This window comes from Pseudomonas putida (genome assembly GCF_050990305.1).
Taxonomy (GTDB): domain Bacteria; phylum Pseudomonadota; class Gammaproteobacteria; order Pseudomonadales; family Pseudomonadaceae; genus Aquipseudomonas; species Aquipseudomonas putida_AH.
In genome coordinates this window covers 5893274-5908252 of sequence record NZ_CP158817.1, presented here as the reverse complement: position 1 = coordinate 5908252, position 14979 = coordinate 5893274, and the positions used below count along the sequence as shown (strand labels likewise).

23 protein-coding genes are annotated in these 14979 nt (G+C 55.7%); 22 read left to right on the top strand and 1 reads right to left on the bottom strand.

What is annotated here, in order from left to right:
• Positions 1–10 precede the first annotated feature (10 nt).
• From rplP to bfr, 22 genes are all read left to right on the top strand, one after another.
• Complete coding sequence (gene rplP, locus ABTV22_RS26910) at positions 11–424, top strand: 50S ribosomal protein L16 (protein ID WP_003228729.1); 414 nt, start codon at positions 11–13, stop codon at positions 422–424.
• The gene (gene rpmC, locus ABTV22_RS26905; RefSeq protein WP_002555481.1) at positions 424–615 is read left to right on the top strand and encodes a 50S ribosomal protein L29; all 192 of its coding nucleotides are present in this window, start codon (positions 424–426) and stop codon (positions 613–615) included. Before rplP ends, rpmC begins: the two co-directional genes overlap by 1 nt.
• A 2-nt stretch (positions 616–617) precedes the next feature.
• Positions 618–884 carry a 30S ribosomal protein S17 gene (gene rpsQ / locus ABTV22_RS26900; protein WP_003444370.1) on the top strand — a complete coding sequence of 89 codons (267 nt, stop codon included), beginning with the start codon at positions 618–620 and terminating at the stop codon, positions 882–884.
• A gap of 23 nt (positions 885–907) precedes the next feature.
• Positions 908–1276, top strand: a complete 369-nt coding sequence (gene rplN / locus ABTV22_RS26895; RefSeq protein WP_002555479.1) for a 50S ribosomal protein L14 — start codon at positions 908–910, stop codon at positions 1274–1276.
• Between the two features lie 11 nt (positions 1277–1287).
• Positions 1288–1602: a 50S ribosomal protein L24 gene (gene rplX, locus ABTV22_RS26890; protein WP_003186046.1), complete on the top strand. Its 315-nt coding sequence runs from the start codon at positions 1288–1290 to the stop codon at positions 1600–1602.
• 20 nt (positions 1603–1622) lie between these two features.
• Positions 1623–2162, top strand: a complete 540-nt coding sequence (rplE, locus tag ABTV22_RS26885; protein WP_192309352.1) for a 50S ribosomal protein L5 — start codon at positions 1623–1625, stop codon at positions 2160–2162.
• 13 nt (positions 2163–2175) lie between these two features.
• Positions 2176–2481, top strand: coding sequence for a 30S ribosomal protein S14 (rpsN, locus tag ABTV22_RS26880; protein WP_027617689.1), 306 nt, complete (start codon positions 2176–2178; stop codon positions 2479–2481).
• Positions 2482–2689: 208 nt separating this feature from the next.
• Positions 2690–3082, top strand: coding sequence for a 30S ribosomal protein S8 (gene rpsH / locus ABTV22_RS26875; RefSeq protein WP_003228724.1), 393 nt, complete (start codon positions 2690–2692; stop codon positions 3080–3082).
• Positions 3083–3094: 12 nt separating this feature from the next.
• Positions 3095–3628, top strand: a complete 534-nt coding sequence (gene rplF / locus ABTV22_RS26870; RefSeq protein ID WP_003228722.1) for a 50S ribosomal protein L6 — start codon at positions 3095–3097, stop codon at positions 3626–3628.
• 10 nt (positions 3629–3638) lie between these two features.
• Positions 3639–3989, top strand: coding sequence for a 50S ribosomal protein L18 (rplR, locus tag ABTV22_RS26865; RefSeq protein WP_003186037.1), 351 nt, complete (start codon positions 3639–3641; stop codon positions 3987–3989).
• Positions 3990–3992: 3 nt separating this feature from the next.
• Positions 3993–4493 carry a 30S ribosomal protein S5 gene (gene rpsE, locus ABTV22_RS26860; protein ID WP_003186035.1) on the top strand — a complete coding sequence of 167 codons (501 nt, stop codon included), beginning with the start codon at positions 3993–3995 and terminating at the stop codon, positions 4491–4493.
• Positions 4494–4495: 2 nt separating this feature from the next.
• The gene (gene rpmD, locus ABTV22_RS26855; RefSeq protein WP_003176408.1) at positions 4496–4672 is read left to right on the top strand and encodes a 50S ribosomal protein L30; all 177 of its coding nucleotides are present in this window, start codon (positions 4496–4498) and stop codon (positions 4670–4672) included.
• Between the two features lie 3 nt (positions 4673–4675).
• Positions 4676–5113 carry a 50S ribosomal protein L15 gene (gene rplO, locus ABTV22_RS26850; RefSeq protein ID WP_003228720.1) on the top strand — a complete coding sequence of 146 codons (438 nt, stop codon included), beginning with the start codon at positions 4676–4678 and terminating at the stop codon, positions 5111–5113.
• Entirely contained in the window at positions 5114–6442 is a 1329-nt protein-coding gene (gene secY / locus ABTV22_RS26845) for a preprotein translocase subunit SecY (RefSeq protein ID WP_003228718.1), read from the top strand. It abuts the gene before it with no gap.
• Between the two features lie 27 nt (positions 6443–6469).
• Positions 6470–6586, top strand: coding sequence for a 50S ribosomal protein L36 (rpmJ, locus tag ABTV22_RS26840; RefSeq protein WP_002555468.1), 117 nt, complete (start codon positions 6470–6472; stop codon positions 6584–6586).
• Positions 6587–6716: 130 nt separating this feature from the next.
• The gene (gene rpsM / locus ABTV22_RS26835; RefSeq protein WP_009045849.1) at positions 6717–7073 is read left to right on the top strand and encodes a 30S ribosomal protein S13; all 357 of its coding nucleotides are present in this window, start codon (positions 6717–6719) and stop codon (positions 7071–7073) included.
• Positions 7074–7103: 30 nt separating this feature from the next.
• Positions 7104–7493, top strand: coding sequence for a 30S ribosomal protein S11 (gene rpsK, locus ABTV22_RS26830; protein WP_002555466.1), 390 nt, complete (start codon positions 7104–7106; stop codon positions 7491–7493).
• Between the two features lie 18 nt (positions 7494–7511).
• Positions 7512–8132: a 30S ribosomal protein S4 gene (gene rpsD, locus ABTV22_RS26825; protein WP_085718224.1), complete on the top strand. Its 621-nt coding sequence runs from the start codon at positions 7512–7514 to the stop codon at positions 8130–8132.
• A 22-nt stretch (positions 8133–8154) separates the two neighbouring features.
• Positions 8155–9156 (top strand): DNA-directed RNA polymerase subunit alpha, encoded by a 1002-nt coding sequence (locus ABTV22_RS26820; RefSeq protein WP_007924176.1) that lies wholly within the window; start codon positions 8155–8157, stop codon positions 9154–9156.
• A gap of 42 nt (positions 9157–9198) precedes the next feature.
• Positions 9199–9585 carry a 50S ribosomal protein L17 gene (gene rplQ / locus ABTV22_RS26815; protein WP_024778333.1) on the top strand — a complete coding sequence of 129 codons (387 nt, stop codon included), beginning with the start codon at positions 9199–9201 and terminating at the stop codon, positions 9583–9585.
• A 204-nt stretch (positions 9586–9789) separates the two neighbouring features.
• Positions 9790–11244 carry a catalase gene (locus ABTV22_RS26810; protein WP_433737372.1) on the top strand — a complete coding sequence of 485 codons (1455 nt, stop codon included), beginning with the start codon at positions 9790–9792 and terminating at the stop codon, positions 11242–11244.
• A 148-nt stretch (positions 11245–11392) separates the two neighbouring features.
• Positions 11393–11857, top strand: a complete 465-nt coding sequence (bfr, locus tag ABTV22_RS26805) for a bacterioferritin (RefSeq protein ID WP_433737371.1) — start codon at positions 11393–11395, stop codon at positions 11855–11857.
• Between the two features lie 115 nt (positions 11858–11972).
• Here bfr and uvrA read toward each other — a convergent pair whose 3' ends face one another.
• The gene (gene uvrA, locus ABTV22_RS26800) at positions 11973–14807 is read right to left on the bottom strand and encodes an excinuclease ABC subunit UvrA (protein ID WP_433737370.1); all 2835 of its coding nucleotides are present in this window, start codon (positions 14805–14807) and stop codon (positions 11973–11975) included.
• Positions 14808–14979: the final 172 nt, after the last annotated feature.

Sequence of the window (14979 nt, the reverse complement as noted above, 5' to 3'; positions counted from 1 at the left end):
GGTACGCCAAATGTTGCAACCAAAGCGTACGAAGTTCCGCAAGCAGATGACCGGCCACAACCGTGGTCTGGCACTGCGCGGTAGCAAAGTCAGCTTCGGCGAGTTCGCGCTGAAGTCTGTTGCTCGTGGTCGTCTCACCGCTCGTCAGATCGAGTCAGCGCGTCGTGCACTGACCCGTCACGTAAAACGTGGCGGCAAGATCTGGATCCGTGTATTCCCGGACAAGCCTATTTCCAAGAAGCCACTCGAAGTTCGGATGGGTAAAGGTAAGGGTAACGTCGAATACTGGGTTGCCCAGATTCAGCCAGGCAAAGTCCTGTATGAAATCGAGGGTGTTTCTGAAGAGCTGGCGCGTGAGGCTTTCGCCCTGGCTGCTGCAAAGCTGCCGCTCGCCACCTCCTTTGTTAAACGGACGGTGATGTGATGAAAGCGAATGAACTTCGTGAAAAATCCGCACAGCAGCTGAACGAGCAACTGCTCGGCTTGCTGCGCGACCAGTTCAATCTGCGTATGCAGAAAGCAACTGGCCAGTTGGGGCAGTCTCATCTGCTCTCGCAAGTTAAGCGTGACATCGCTCGCGTGAAGACTGTGCTCAACCAGCAGGCAGGTAAGTGATCATGGCTGAAGCCGAAAAGACTGTCCGTACGCTGACTGGCCGTGTTGTCAGCGACAAGATGGACAAAACCATCACCGTTCTGATCGAGCGTCGCGTTAAGCACCCGATCTACGGTAAATATGTTAAGCGTTCGACTAAGCTGCACGCGCACGACGAAACCAATCAGTGCCACATCGGCGACAAAGTCACTATTCGTGAAACTCGTCCTTTGGCCAAGACCAAGTCTTGGGCGCTGGTTGATATTCTCGAACGCGCTGTGGAAGTCTAAGGACTAGGGGTCGGAGAAATTATATGATTCAGACTCAATCCATGCTCGATGTGGCCGATAACAGCGGCGCTCGCCGCGTTATGTGCATCAAGGTGCTGGGTGGCTCCCATCGTCGTTACGCTGGTATCGGTGACATCATCAAGGTTACCGTCAAGGAAGCAATTCCTCGCGGTAAAGTGAAAAAAGGCCAAGTGATGACTGCTGTTGTAGTCCGCACTCGTCACGGCGTACGTCGTGCTGATGGCTCCATTATCCGCTTTGATGGCAACGCTGCTGTTCTTCTGAACAACAAGCAAGAGCCGATCGGCACCCGTATCTTTGGGCCAGTGACCCGTGAACTTCGTACTGAGAAGTTCATGAAGATCGTCTCGCTCGCCCCAGAAGTGCTGTAAGGAGATCCGACATGCAAAAGATTCGTCGTGACGACGAGATCATCGTGATCGCCGGCAAAGACAAAGGTAAGCGCGGTAAGGTGCTGAAGGTTCTTGCTGACAACCGTCTGGTTGTTGGTGGTCTGAACCTGGTCAAGCGTCATACCAAGCCTAACCCGATGTCGGGCGTACAAGGCGGTATCGTCGAGAAAGAAGCGCCACTGCACGCTTCCAACGTCGCCATTTTCAACGGCGAAACCAACAAGGCTGACCGCGTTGGTTTCAAAGTAGAAGACGGTAAGAAAATTCGTGTCTTCAAGTCGACCCAAAAAGCGGTTGATGCTTGAACACTGCTAGGTAGAAGACCATGGCACGACTAAAAGAGCTTTACCGGAAGGAAATCGCTCCAAAGCTTAAGGAAGAACTTAAGCTTTCGAACGTGATGGAAGTTCCGCGCGTTACCAAGATCACCCTGAACATGGGTCTGGGCGAAGCGATCGGCGACAAGAAAGTCATCGAGCACGCTGTTGCTGACCTGGAAAAGATCACCGGCCAGAAAGTCGTTGTGACCTACGCTCGCAAATCCATCGCTGGCTTTAAAGTCCGTGAAGGTTGGCCGATCGGCGTCAAAGTGACCCTGCGCCGTGAGCGTATGTACGAATTCCTGGATCGTCTGCTGTCGATCTCCCTGCCTCGGGTCCGCGACTTCCGCGGTCTGAATGCCAAGTCCTTCGACGGTCGTGGCAACTACAGCATGGGCGTGAAAGAGCAGATCATTTTCCCGGAAATCGACTACGACAAGATCGATGCTCTCCGCGGTCTGGACATTACCCTGACCACCACTGCCAAGAACGATGACGAAGGCCGCGCTCTGCTGCGTGCTTTCAAATTCCCGTTCCGCAACTGATTGGAGTAGGAAAATGGCCAAGAAGAGCATGAAGAACCGTGAGCTGAAGCGTCAGCTCACCGTTGCCAAGTACGCCAAAAAGCGTGCAGCACTGAAAGCAATCATCGTTGATCTGAACGCAAGTCCAGAAGCGCGTTGGGAAGCTACAGTTGCTCTGCAGAAGCAACCACGTGACGCTAGCGCTTCGCGCATGCGTAACCGCTGCCGCCTGACTGGTCGTCCGCACGGCGTTTACCGCAAGTTCGGCCTCGGCCGTAACAAACTGCGTGAAGCGGCAATGCGTGGTGACGTACCAGGTCTGGTTAAAGCCAGCTGGTAAGTACTGTCAAAGTCTCGGCGTTCGGGTTTGAAAGAACCTGACCGCCGGTGGCCTTGAATCTGGATCAAGCCCCTTTTGGGGCTTGATTCATTTCTGGGGTGTGTCTAGAATACCCGGCTCGCCTGAGCCCGTGTTTTTATGCCCGGAGATTCTCGGCGACACGTAGTAGCCGCAAGGCTAATTTTTCTGTATTAGGAGCGTCTAGCCCATGAGTATGCAGGACCCGTTAGCGGACATGCTAACTCGAATCCGTAATGCCCAGATGGCTGAAAAGTCCGTCGTAAGCATGCCATCTTCCACGTTGAAGGTAGCTGTTGCCAAAGTCCTGAAGGACGAAGGTTACATCGCGGGTTATCAGATCAGCAGCGAAACCAAGCCACTGCTGTCTATCGAGCTGAAATACTTCGAAGGCCGTCCGGTCATCGAAGAAGTGAAGCGCGTTAGCCGTCCAGGCCTGCGTCAGTACAAGTCCGTCGAAGATCTGCCGAAAGTTCGTGGCGGTCTCGGTGTGTCTATCGTCTCCACCAACAAGGGTGTGATGACTGATCGTGCTGCGCGCGCTGCCGGTGTCGGCGGCGAAGTTCTTTGCACTGTGTTCTAAGGGGGGATAAGCATGTCTCGCGTCGCTAAGAACCCCGTTAAGCTGCCAGCCGGTGTCGAAGTTAAATTCGCAGGCCAACAGCTTTCGGTGAAGGGTGCCAAGGGCACTCTCGAACTGAACATCCATTCGTCCGTTGAGATCGTTGAAGAAGCTGGTGAGCTGCGTTTCGCTGCTCGCAATGGCGATCAACAAACTCGCGCAATGGCTGGTACCACTCGTGCGTTGGTAAACAACATGGTCCAAGGCGTAAGCCAAGGCTTCGAGCGCAAGCTCCAGCTGGTCGGTGTTGGTTACAAGGCGCAAGCAAAAGGTCAGGTGCTGAACCTGGCTCTTGGCTTCTCGCACCCAGTGGATTACGAACTGCCGGAAGGCATCACCGCTGAGACTCCTAGCCAGACCGATATCCTGATCAAGGGCATCGACAAGCAGCTGGTAGGTCAAGTGGCCGCCGAGATCCGCGACTTCCGTCCACCAGAGCCGTACAAAGGCAAAGGTGTGCGCTACGCGGACGAAGTCGTCCGTCGTAAAGAAGCCAAGAAGAAGTAGGGCATAGCAAATGACCGACAAAAAAGTTACTCGACTGCGTCGCGCTCGCAAAGCACGCCTGAAAATGCACGAACTCGAAGTCGTGCGTCTCTGCGTGTTCCGCTCTTCGCAGCACATCTACGCCCAGGTCATTTCGGCCGACGGCAACAAAGTCCTGGCAAGCGCCTCGACTTTGGATAAAGAACTGCGTGATGGCGCCACTGGCAACATCGACGCGGCCACTAAGGTTGGCCAGCTGGTCGCTACGCGTGCTAAGGCCGCTGGCGTCTCGCAGGTGGCTTTCGACCGCTCTGGCTTCAAGTACCACGGCCGCGTTAAAGCGCTGGCTGATGCTGCTCGTGAAGCTGGGCTGGAGTTCTAAGTTATGTCAAATAACGACCAAAAGCGCGACGAAGGCTACATCGAGAAGCTGGTTCAAGTTAACCGCGTAGCCAAAACCGTTAAAGGCGGCCGTATCTTCACTTTCACCGCGTTGACCGTGGTTGGTGATGGTAAAGGGCGTGTTGGCTTCGGCCGTGGCAAGTCGCGTGAAGTGCCTGCTGCGATCCAGAAGGCAATGGAAGCTGCTCGCCGCAACATGATCCAGGTTGATCTGAACGGCACCACCCTGCAGTACGCAATGAAGTCCGCTCACGGCGCTTCGAAGGTGTACATGCAGCCTGCTTCTGAAGGTACCGGTATCATCGCTGGCGGCGCAATGCGTGCCGTTCTCGAAGTTGCTGGCGTTCAGAACGTTCTGGCCAAGTGCTACGGCTCGACTAACCCGGTAAACGTGGTTCACGCCACTTTCAAAGGTTTGAAAGCAATGCAGTCTCCTGAGTCCATTGCTGCCAAGCGTGGCAAAAGTGTCAAGGAGATCTTCTGATCATGGCTACCGTTAAAGTTACGCTGATCAAAAGCATGACCGGCCGCATCCCTAACCACAAACTGTGCGTTAAGGGTCTGGGTCTGCGTCGCATCGGTCACACTGTAGAAGTCCAGGATACTCCCGAGAATCGCGGGATGATCAACAAGGCTTACTACATGCTGCGTGTCGAGGGTTAATCGATGAAACTCAATGATCTGAGTCCAGCGCCGGGTTCCCGTCGCGAAAAGCATCGTCCGGGCCGTGGTATCGGTAGTGGTTTGGGTAAGACTGGTGGCCGTGGTCACAAAGGTCAGACTTCCCGCTCCGGTGGCACCATTGCTCCAGGCTTTGAAGGCGGTCAACAGCCGCTGCATCGTCGCCTGCCGAAGTTCGGTTTCGTTTCCCTGAAAGCCATGGACCGCGCAGAAGTGCGTCTGTCCGAGCTGGCTAAAGTGGAAGGCGACATCGTCACCGTGCAGTCCTTGAAAGATGCCAACGTGATCAACGTCAACGTACAGCGCGTGAAAATCATGCTGTCCGGTGAAGTGACTCGCGCTGTAACCATCGGGAAGGGAATCGGCGCCACCAAAGGTGCGCGTGCGGCTATCGAAGCAGCTGGCGGCAAGTTCGAGGAATAAATGGCTAAGCAAGGTGCTCTCTCTGCGCTCGGCAAAGGCGGTATGTCTGAACTCTGGGCTCGTCTGCGTTTTCTGTTCCTGGCGATTATCGTCTACCGAATAGGCGCACACATCCCGGTTCCAGGTATCAACCCGGACCGACTCGCGGACCTGTTTCGACAGAATGAGGGGACCATTCTTAGCTTGTTCAACATGTTTTCCGGCGGCGCGCTGGAGCGGATGAGCATCTTTGCACTGGGGATCATGCCGTACATCTCGGCATCGATCATCATGCAGCTGATGACCGCCGTCAGCCCGCAGCTGGAGCAGTTGAAGAAGGAAGGTGAAGCTGGCCGTCGCAAGATCAGCCAGTACACCCGCTACGGCACTGTCGTCCTTGCTCTCGTCCAGGCCATTGGCATGTCCATTGGTCTGGCGGGGCAGGGCGTAGCGTTCACTGGTGACTTTGGCTTCCATTTCGTCGCGGTATCCACTTTTGTGGCTGGTGCGATGTTCATGATGTGGCTGGGTGAGCAGATTACTGAGCGTGGTGTTGGCAACGGTATCTCGATGTTGATTTTTTCGGGTATCGTCGCCGGTCTTCCGAGAGCGATCGGGCAGTCTTTCGAGTCTGCGCGTCAGGGTGATATCAACATCTTCGCCCTGGTTGCCATCGGTTTGCTGGCAGTAGCGATTATCGGTTTCGTGGTGTTCATTGAGCGTGGCCAGCGTCGTATTGCTGTTCACTACGCCAAGCGTCAGCAGGGCCGCAAGGTTTTTGCTGCGCAGACCAGCCACTTGCCGTTGAAGGTGAACATGGCCGGTGTTATTCCGGCTATTTTCGCGAGCAGCATCTTGCTGTTCCCGGCTTCGTTGGGTGCCTGGTTCGGCCAGTCTGAAGGTATGGGCTGGTTGCAAGACATCTCGCAGTCGATCGCTCCTGGTCAGCCGTTGAATATTCTGCTGTTTAGTGCAGGGATTATTTTCTTCTGCTTCTTCTATACGGCGTTGATGTTCAATCCGAAAGACGTAGCGGAAAACCTGAAGAAGTCCGGTGCCTTTATTCCGGGCATCCGTCCAGGTGAGCAGTCTGCGCGCTACATTGATGGCGTTTTGACTCGCTTGACCATGTTCGGTGCTCTTTACATGACGGCCGTCTGCCTGTTGCCCCAGTTCCTGGTGGTTGCAGCCAACGTACCGTTCTACCTTGGCGGGACCTCGTTGCTGATCGTGGTCGTGGTTGTGATGGACTTCATGTCCCAAGTACAATCGCACCTCGTTTCGCACCAGTACGAATCCCTGATGAAGAAAGCCAACCTGAAGGGTTACGGCAGCGGCATGTTGCGCTGAGTACCCATAAGGTTCGAGGAGTTGGTGATGAAAGTTCGTGCATCGGTGAAAAAGCTGTGCCGTAACTGCAAGATTATTCGCCGCGAAGGTGTTGTTCGAGTAATTTGCAGCGCGGAACCGCGTCACAAACAGCGCCAAGGCTGAGTGTGATTGTGCTTCAAGCCCGGTAGCTAGTGCGCTACCGGGTTGATTATTTGTTATTACAGCGATATTATCTCGCGCCCTATTTCTTGGCTTCCGGGGCGTAGGTAGCTGTCAATTGGAGTCCCACTGAATGGCCCGTATTGCAGGCGTTAACATTCCAGATAACAAGCATACTGTTATCTCGCTGACCTACATCTATGGTGTTGGTCGCACTACTGCACAGAAGATTTGTGCAGAGACTGGGGTAAACCCAGCAGCAAAGATCAAGGATCTGAGCGACGAGCAAATTGAACAGCTGCGTGGCGAAGTGGCGAAGTTCACCACTGAAGGTGACCTGCGTCGCGAAATCAACATGAAAATCAAGCGCTTGATGGACCTCGGTTGCTATCGCGGTCTGCGTCATCGTCGTGGTCTGCCAGTACGCGGTCAGCGTACCAAGACCAACGCGCGTACCCGTAAAGGTCCGCGTAAGCCGATCCGCAAGTAATCGCCCCAGCGAATCGACAGGAATTTAATCATGGCAAAACCTGCTGCTCGTCCTCGTAAAAAAGTTAAAAAGACAGTGGTTGATGGCATCGCCCACATCCATGCATCTTTTAACAACACCATCGTGACCATCACCGACCGTCAAGGTAACGCTCTTTCCTGGGCTACCTCCGGTGGTTCGGGTTTCCGCGGTTCCCGCAAGTCCACCCCGTTTGCTGCTCAAGTAGCTGCTGAACGTGCTGGTCAAGCTGCGCTGGAATACGGCCTGAAAAACCTCGACGTCAACGTCAAGGGTCCAGGTCCAGGTCGTGAATCTGCAGTCCGCGCTTTGAACGGCTGTGGCTACAAGATCGCCAGCATCACCGACGTGACGCCAATCCCGCACAACGGGTGCCGTCCGCCGAAGAAGCGCCGCGTGTAATCCAGGAGATTGTAAAGAATGGCTCGTTACATTGGTCCAAAATGCAAACTCGCTCGTCGCGAAGGCACCGATCTCTTCCTGAAGAGCGGCGTGCGCGCGATCGAATCGAAGTGCAACATTGAAGCAGCACCTGGTATCCACGGCCAGCGCCGCGGTCGCCAGTCCGACTACGGCACCCAACTGCGTGAAAAGCAGAAAGTCCGTCGTATCTACGGCGTTCTCGAGCGTCAATTCAGCGGCTACTACAAAGAAGCTGCTGGCAAGAAAGGCGCAACTGGCGAAAACCTGTTGCAACTGCTCGAATGCCGTCTGGACAACGTTGTATACCGTATGGGCTTTGGTTCGACTCGTGCCGAATCCCGTCAGCTGGTATCGCACAAGTCGATCAGCGTAAACGGTCAAACCGTTAACGTTCCGTCCTACCAGGTTCGTGCTGGTGACGTGGTTGCTGTTCGCGAGAAAGCAAAAAATCAACTTCGCATTGTCCAAGCTCTCGATCTGTGTGCTCAACGTGGCCGCGTAGAGTGGGTAGAAGTAGACGCTGAGAAGAAGTCGGGCGTTTTCAAGAACGTTCCTGCTCGCAGTGATCTGTCCGCCGACATCAACGAAAGCCTGATTGTCGAGCTCTACTCCAAGTAAGGGCTAGAAAATAGGTGCATCCATGCAGATTTCGGTAAATGAGTTCCTGACACCCCGCCACATTGATGTGCAGGTTGTCAGTCCAACCCGCGCCAAGATCACTCTCGAGCCTCTCGAGCGTGGTTTTGGCCACACCCTGGGCAACGCGCTGCGCCGCATCCTGTTGTCCTCAATGCCCGGCTGCGCAGTAGTCGAGGCCGAGATTGACGGTGTGCTCCACGAGTACAGCGCCATCGAAGGTGTACAGGAAGACGTAATTGAAATCCTGTTGAACCTTAAAGGTCTGGCTATCAAGCTGCATGGCCGTGACGAAGTTACGCTGACCTTGTCGAAGAAGGGTTCGGGGGTGGTTACCGCTGCCGATATTCAGCTGGATCATGATGTCGAGATCGTTAATCCCGATCACGTAATCGCTAACCTGGCGTCTAACGGCGCCCTGAACATGAAGCTCGTAGTAGCTCGTGGTCGTGGTTATGAACCGGCCGACTCGCGTCAGAGCGATGAAGACGAAAGCCGCAGCATCGGTCGCTTGCAGCTTGACTCTTCGTTCAGCCCGGTTCGCCGTATCGCATACGTGGTGGAAAACGCCCGTGTCGAGCAGCGTACTAACCTGGACAAGCTGGTTATTGATCTGGAAACCAACGGTACTCTGGATCCTGAAGAGGCTATCCGCCGTGCTGCAACCATCCTGCAACAGCAGTTGGCTGCGTTCGTCGACCTCAAAGGTGACAGCGAACCAGTGGTAATCGAGCAGGAAGACGAGATCGATCCGATCCTGCTTCGCCCGGTTGACGATCTGGAACTGACTGTACGTTCGGCTAACTGCCTTAAGGCGGAAAACATCTACTACATCGGCGACCTGATTCAGCGTACCGAAGTAGAGCTGTTGAAGACTCCGAACCTGGGCAAGAAATCCTTGACTGAAATCAAGGACGTTCTGGCCTCCCGCGGTCTGTCCCTCGGCATGCGCCTCGACAACTGGCCGCCTGCAAGTCTTAAGAAGGACGACAAGGCGACTGCCTGATCGTCGTAATCACCGAACGTAGTGTTTGGTAAGGAATGAACCATGCGTCATCGTAAAAGTGGTCGTCACCTCAGCCGCACCAGCTCGCACCGCAAGGCCATGTTCCAGAACATGGCGGTGTCGCTGTTCGAGCACGAGCTGATCAAAACTACTCTGCCAAAAGCTAAAGAACTGCGCCGCGTTGCTGAGCCGCTGATCACTTTGGCCAAGACAGACAGCCTGGCTAACCGCCGTCTGGCTTTCGACCGTACTCGTTCGAAAGCTATCGTTGGCAAGCTCTTCAACGACCTGGGCAAGCGTTACGCTACCCGTGAGGGTGGCTACCTGCGCATCCTCAAGTGCGGTTTCCGCGCTGGCGACAACGCGCCTATGGCGTACGTCGAGTTGGTTGATCGTGCTACTGGCGGTGAAGCTGTATCCGCTGAGTAAGACGTCAGTCTGAAACGAAGAACCGGGCCATGTGCCCGGTTTTTTGTGCGCGCTTGATAAGTACGGTAACTCGCTTATCCAGAGTTCTATTAGGTATTTCTATCAGCTTGGATGACCTAATGAATTAGTAGGTGTCATGTAGATCATCAATACTCCCTTTAGCCGATTAGCCGGCAGTTCAAGACCGACAAAGGAAGAGATCGCATGAGCCAGAATAAAACGCTTACCACCGCCAGTGGCGCTCCTGTCGCCGACAACCAGAATTCCCGCTCCGCTGGCCCGCGTGGCCCGTTGTTGCTCGATGATTTCCACCTCATTGAGAAGTTGGCTCACTTCAACCGCGAAAACATCCCCGAGCGCCGTGTGCATGCTAAAGGTTCGGGTGCTTACGGTACGTTTACCGTGACTCGCGACATTACCCAGTACACCAGCGCCAAGCTTTTCGAATCCGTTGGTAAGCAAACACCGACCTTTTTACGATTTTCCACTGTGGGTGGTGAGCGGGGTTCGGCCGACACCGAGCGTGATCCGCGCGGCTTTGCTCTGAAGTTCTACACCGAAGAAGGCAACTGGGACATCGTGGGTAACAACACGCCAGTGTTCTTTATCCGTGATCCTCTTAAATTCCCGGACTTCATCCACACACAAAAACGACTGCCGCAAAGTAATCTTAAAAGTGCCCAGGCAATGTGGGATTTCTGGTCGCACTCTCCCGAGGCGCTGCACCAGGTCACTATCCTGTTTTCGGATCGCGGCATTCCCGACGGCTATCGCCACATGCATGGCTTTGGTAGCCACACCTATAGCCTGATCAATGCCAACGGCGAACGCCATTGGGTGAAGTGGCACTACAAGACCAAACAAGGGATCAAGAACCTGGCACCGGCGGAAGCAGCGCGGTTGGCCGGTACTGACCCGGATTACGCTCAGCGCGACCTGTTCGAGGCTATTGAGCGCGGTGATTTCCCGAAATGGAGTGTGTGCATCCAGCTTATGACCGAGGCTCAGGCCGAAGCGCATTATGAGAACCCGTTCGACGTCACCAAGACCTGGTCGCAGAAGGAGTTCCCGTTGATCGAGGTCGGAGAATTGGAGCTGAACCGTAATCCTCTCAACTACTTTGCTGAGGTCGAACAAGCCGCGTTCGGCCCAAGCAATATGGTGCCGGGTGTAGGCCTTTCGCCAGACCGCATGTTGCAAGGCCGGGTGTTCGCCTATGCAGACGCACACCGCTACCGTGTTGGCACCAACCATCAGCAATTGCCGGTGAATGCCCCGCGTAGCCCGGTCAACAGTTATCAGCGTGATGGCTCGATGGCCTTTGGCAGCAATGGTGGCGCAGCGCCGAATTACGAGCCGAACAGTTACGTCGATTCGCCAAAGCAGGCGCCTCGTTACGCCGAGCCTGCCTTGACGTTGAGTGGTGCGGCTGGTCGTTATGACCATCGCGAAGATACCGACTACTACAGCCATGCTGGCGCATTGTTCCGCCTGATGAGCGAAGGGCAGAAAGCGTTGCTGGTCGGCAACATTGCAGGTGCGATGGCGGGTGTGTCGAGTGATGTCATTGATCGTCAGCTACAGCACTTCTTCAAGGCCGACCCTGCGTATGGAGAAGCAATCGCAAAGCTGCTCAACGTACAGCTTAACGAAGTCTAAATGAGAAGCAGAACCGCCCTTAATTTGGCGGTTTTTGCGTTATTTAACCCGCTTTTCTCAGAATATCTTCGCTTTTATTGCGTGTGGCGAGTGACGTTATGGCCATGTTGGTTCAAACTATAACTTTCAAGCAGGGAGATGTAGGGCGATGCAAGGCCACCCAGACGTAATCGATTACCTCAACACGTTGCTGACCGGCGAATTGGCCGCGCGTGACCAATATTTCGTTCACTCGCGGATGTATGAGGACTGGGGATTTACCAAGCTCTACGAACGAATCAATCACGAGATGGAAGAAGAAGCAGGGCACGCCGACGCGTTGATGCGCCGGATCCTGATGCTGGAAGGCACGCCTCGCATGCGTCCTGACGATCTCGATGTCGGCACCACCGTGCCGGAGATGCTCGAGGCGGATCTGCGATTGGAGTACAAAGTTCGCGCCGCCCTCTGCAAGGGTATTGAGCTCTGCGAAAAGCACCAGGACTACATCAGCCGCGAAATCCTCGAAGTTCAGCTCAACGACACTGAAGAAGATCACACTTACTGGCTGGAGAAGCAGTTGGGTCTGATCAAGTTGATCGGGATTCAGAATTACCTGCAATCTCACGCCTGATAGAGCAGTCTTCACAGCCGCTATCGCGAGCAAGCTGTACACCTACAGGGTAAGCGATTATGAAAAAGCCCCTGTCACCGATGAAGTGACAGGGGCTTTTTCATGTCCGGGGGGATCAAGCCCGGTCGCGTTCCAGCAGTGGTTTGAGGTAGTAGCCCGTGTGAGATTGCTTCATCTCGGCCACTTCTTCCGGAGTACCCACGGCGATGATCTGTCCGCCCTTGGAGCCGCCTTCCGGGCCCAGGTCCACCAGCCAGTCAGCGGTCTTGATTACATCCAGGTTGTGCTCGATCACGACCACCGTATTGCCGTGATCGCGCAGTCGGTGCAGAACGTCGAGCAATTGCTGGATGTCCGCGAAATGCAGGCCGGTCGTCGGTTCGTCGAGGATGTACAGGGTTTTGCCGGTATCACGCTTGGACAGTTCGCGGGACAGCTTCACCCGCTGGGCCTCACCACCGGACAGGGTAGTCGCCGATTGCCCAAGCTTGATGTAGGACAGACCAACGTCCATGAGCGTCTGCAGCTTGCGCGCGAGCGCCGGTACTGCATCAAAGAACTCCCGAGCTTCCTCAATGGTCATCTCGAGGGTTTCGTGAATGCTCTTGCCCTTGTATTTGATCTCCAGCGTCTCGCGGTTGTAGCGCTTGCTCTTGCAGACGTCGCATGGCACGTAGATGTCCGGCAGGAAGTGCATTTCCACCTTGATCAGCCCATCACCCTGACAAGCCTCGCAGCGCCCACCCTTCACGTTGAAGGAGAAACGTCCCGGGCCGTATCCGCGGGAGCGGGATTCCGGCACGCCGGCGAACAGTTCACGAATTGGCGTGAACAAGCCGGTGTAAGTCGCGGGGTTGGAGCGTGGTGTGCGTCCAATCGGGCTCTGGTCGATGTCGACGACCTTGTCCAGATGTTCCAGGCCCTTGATGCTGTCGTGGGCGGCCGCTTCGAGCGTCGTCGCACCGTTCAGTGCCGTTGCACTCAATGGAAAGAGCGTGTTGTTGATCAGTGTCGACTTGCCCGAGCCGGACACCCCGGTCACGCAGGTCAGCAGGCCGATCGGAATCTCCAGATCGACATTGCGCAAGTTGTTGCCGCGGGCGCCCTTGAGCGACAACGACAGCTTCTTGTTGCGCGGCGTACGTTTGGCTGGCACGGCAATTTTCACTCGACCCGACAGGTACTTGCCGGTCAGCGAATCCGGATGCGACATCACCTCGTCCGGTGTGCCTTCAGCGACGATACTGCCGCCATGGACGCCCGCACCCGGGCCGATATCCACCACATAGTCAGCCAGTCGAATCGCATCTTCGTCGTGCTCGACCACGATCACCGTGTTGCCGATGTCGCGCAGGTGTTTCAAGGTACCAAGCAGTCGATCGTTATCGCGTTGGTGCAGGCCAATCGATGGTTCGTCGAGGATATACAGCACACCGACCAGCCCCGCGCCGATCTGGCTGGCCAGGCGAATACGCTGCGCTTCGCCGCCGGATAGCGTATCTGCGCTGCGATCCAGCGACAGATAGTCGAGACCGACGTTGACCAGGAACTGCAAGCGTTCGCGGATCTCCTTGAGGATCTTGTCGGCAATCTCGCCACGTCGGCCAGTCATCTTCAGCTCGCCGAAGTACTCACAGGCGTCGCCGATTGGCAGATTGGTCACGGCCGGCAGGGTTTTCTCACCGACCCACACGTGCCGTGCCTCCCGTCGCAGCCGGGTACCGCGGCAGTCCGGGCAGGATTGGGTGCTGAGGAACTTGGCCAGCTCTTCGCGCACCGAAGCCGACTCGGTTTCGCGGTAGCGCCGTTCAAGGTTCGGCACGATCCCTTCGAACGGGTGCGAGCGTTTGACGATGTCGCCGCGGTCGTTCAGGTATTTGAAGTCGACGTTTTGCGAGCCGCTGCCATGCAGGATGTTCTTCTGCTGATCGGCCGGCAGCTCATTGAACGGCACCTCCAGACTGAATTTGTAGTGGGAGGCGAGCGAGCCGAGCATCTGGAAGTAATAGACGTTTCGTCGATCCCAGCCGCGAATTGCGCCTTCGGCCAGGGTCAGCTCACCGTTGACCAATCGCTTGATGTCGAAAAATTGCTTCACCCCCAGCCCGTCGCAGGTTGGGCAGGCGCCGGCCGGGTTGTTGAAGGAAAACAGTTTGGGCTCGAGTTCGCTGATGGCGTGGCCGCAAATCGGACAAGCGAAGCGCGCGGAGAAGATCATCTCTTCGCCCGGCTCGTCATCCATCGGTGCCACCAGGGCAATGCCGTCCGCCAGTTTCAGTGCGGTTTCGAAGGACTCGGCCAGACGCTGTTGCAGATCGGAGCGGACCTTGAAACGGTCGACCACGACATCAATGGAATGCTTTTTCTGTTTGTCGAGCTTGGGCGCTTCGTCCAGCTCGTAAAGCTTGCCGTTGATCCGGGCGCGGACGAAGCCCTGTGCACGAAGCTCTTCAAAAACCGACAGGTGCTCGCCTTTGCGTTCGCGGATCACCGGGGCCAGCAGCATCAGCTTGCTGCCCTCGGGTTGGGCGAGTACCAGGTCGACCATCTGGCTGACGGTCTGCGCTTCCAGCGGAATGTCGTGATCCGGGCAGCGCGGGGTCCCTACGCGGGCATACAGCAAACGCAGGTAGTCGTAGATTTCGGTGATGGTGCCAACGGTCGAACGCGGGTTGTGCGAGGTCGACTTCTGTTCGATGGAAATTGCCGGCGACAGACCCTCAATGGTGTCAACGTCAGGTTTTTCCATCATCGACAGAAATTGTCGGGCGTAGGCCGACAGCGATTCGACATAGCGGCGCTGGCCTTCGGCGTACAGCGTGTCGAAGGCCAGGGAGGATTTGCCGGAGCCGGATAGGCCGGTGATGACGATCAGCTTGTCCCGTGGCAGGGTCAGGTCAATGTTCTTCAAGTTGTGGGTTCGAGCCCCACGAATCAGGATCTTGTCCAAGGTGGCCTCGCTCGGCGGGCGTCGGAAACGTAGGAGTATACGGCCAAATACTGGATGGATGCACACTATCGAATGTTGTCATTTGCGCCTTACATGAAAGGTCTTTCATCTACACGCGGCAAAGCGTCGCGATATACCCCGCCCATCGATGGGACTGGTAGAATCGCCGCCG

What these genes read in the sequence shown, in the direction of transcription:
- rplP (WP_003228729.1), top strand. Translation starts at nt 11, where the DNA reads ATGTTGCAACCAAAGCGTACGAAGTTCCGCAAGCAGATGACCGGCCAC.
- rpmC (WP_002555481.1), top strand. Translation starts at nt 424, where the DNA reads ATGAAAGCGAATGAACTTCGTGAAAAATCCGCACAGCAGCTGAACGAG.
- rpsQ (WP_003444370.1), top strand. Translation starts at nt 618, where the DNA reads ATGGCTGAAGCCGAAAAGACTGTCCGTACGCTGACTGGCCGTGTTGTC.
- rplN (WP_002555479.1), top strand. Translation starts at nt 908, where the DNA reads ATGATTCAGACTCAATCCATGCTCGATGTGGCCGATAACAGCGGCGCT.
- rplX (WP_003186046.1), top strand. Translation starts at nt 1,288, where the DNA reads ATGCAAAAGATTCGTCGTGACGACGAGATCATCGTGATCGCCGGCAAA.
- rplE (WP_192309352.1), top strand. Translation starts at nt 1,623, where the DNA reads ATGGCACGACTAAAAGAGCTTTACCGGAAGGAAATCGCTCCAAAGCTT.
- rpsN (WP_027617689.1), top strand. Translation starts at nt 2,176, where the DNA reads ATGGCCAAGAAGAGCATGAAGAACCGTGAGCTGAAGCGTCAGCTCACC.
- rpsH (WP_003228724.1), top strand. Translation starts at nt 2,690, where the DNA reads ATGAGTATGCAGGACCCGTTAGCGGACATGCTAACTCGAATCCGTAAT.
- rplF (WP_003228722.1), top strand. Translation starts at nt 3,095, where the DNA reads ATGTCTCGCGTCGCTAAGAACCCCGTTAAGCTGCCAGCCGGTGTCGAA.
- rplR (WP_003186037.1), top strand. Translation starts at nt 3,639, where the DNA reads ATGACCGACAAAAAAGTTACTCGACTGCGTCGCGCTCGCAAAGCACGC.
- rpsE (WP_003186035.1), top strand. Translation starts at nt 3,993, where the DNA reads ATGTCAAATAACGACCAAAAGCGCGACGAAGGCTACATCGAGAAGCTG.
- rpmD (WP_003176408.1), top strand. Translation starts at nt 4,496, where the DNA reads ATGGCTACCGTTAAAGTTACGCTGATCAAAAGCATGACCGGCCGCATC.
- rplO (WP_003228720.1), top strand. Translation starts at nt 4,676, where the DNA reads ATGAAACTCAATGATCTGAGTCCAGCGCCGGGTTCCCGTCGCGAAAAG.
- secY (WP_003228718.1), top strand. Translation starts at nt 5,114, where the DNA reads ATGGCTAAGCAAGGTGCTCTCTCTGCGCTCGGCAAAGGCGGTATGTCT.
- rpmJ (WP_002555468.1), top strand. Translation starts at nt 6,470, where the DNA reads ATGAAAGTTCGTGCATCGGTGAAAAAGCTGTGCCGTAACTGCAAGATT.
- rpsM (WP_009045849.1), top strand. Translation starts at nt 6,717, where the DNA reads ATGGCCCGTATTGCAGGCGTTAACATTCCAGATAACAAGCATACTGTT.
- rpsK (WP_002555466.1), top strand. Translation starts at nt 7,104, where the DNA reads ATGGCAAAACCTGCTGCTCGTCCTCGTAAAAAAGTTAAAAAGACAGTG.
- rpsD (WP_085718224.1), top strand. Translation starts at nt 7,512, where the DNA reads ATGGCTCGTTACATTGGTCCAAAATGCAAACTCGCTCGTCGCGAAGGC.
- ABTV22_RS26820 (WP_007924176.1), top strand. Translation starts at nt 8,155, where the DNA reads ATGCAGATTTCGGTAAATGAGTTCCTGACACCCCGCCACATTGATGTG.
- rplQ (WP_024778333.1), top strand. Translation starts at nt 9,199, where the DNA reads ATGCGTCATCGTAAAAGTGGTCGTCACCTCAGCCGCACCAGCTCGCAC.
- ABTV22_RS26810 (WP_433737372.1), top strand. Translation starts at nt 9,790, where the DNA reads ATGAGCCAGAATAAAACGCTTACCACCGCCAGTGGCGCTCCTGTCGCC.
- bfr (WP_433737371.1), top strand. Translation starts at nt 11,393, where the DNA reads ATGCAAGGCCACCCAGACGTAATCGATTACCTCAACACGTTGCTGACC.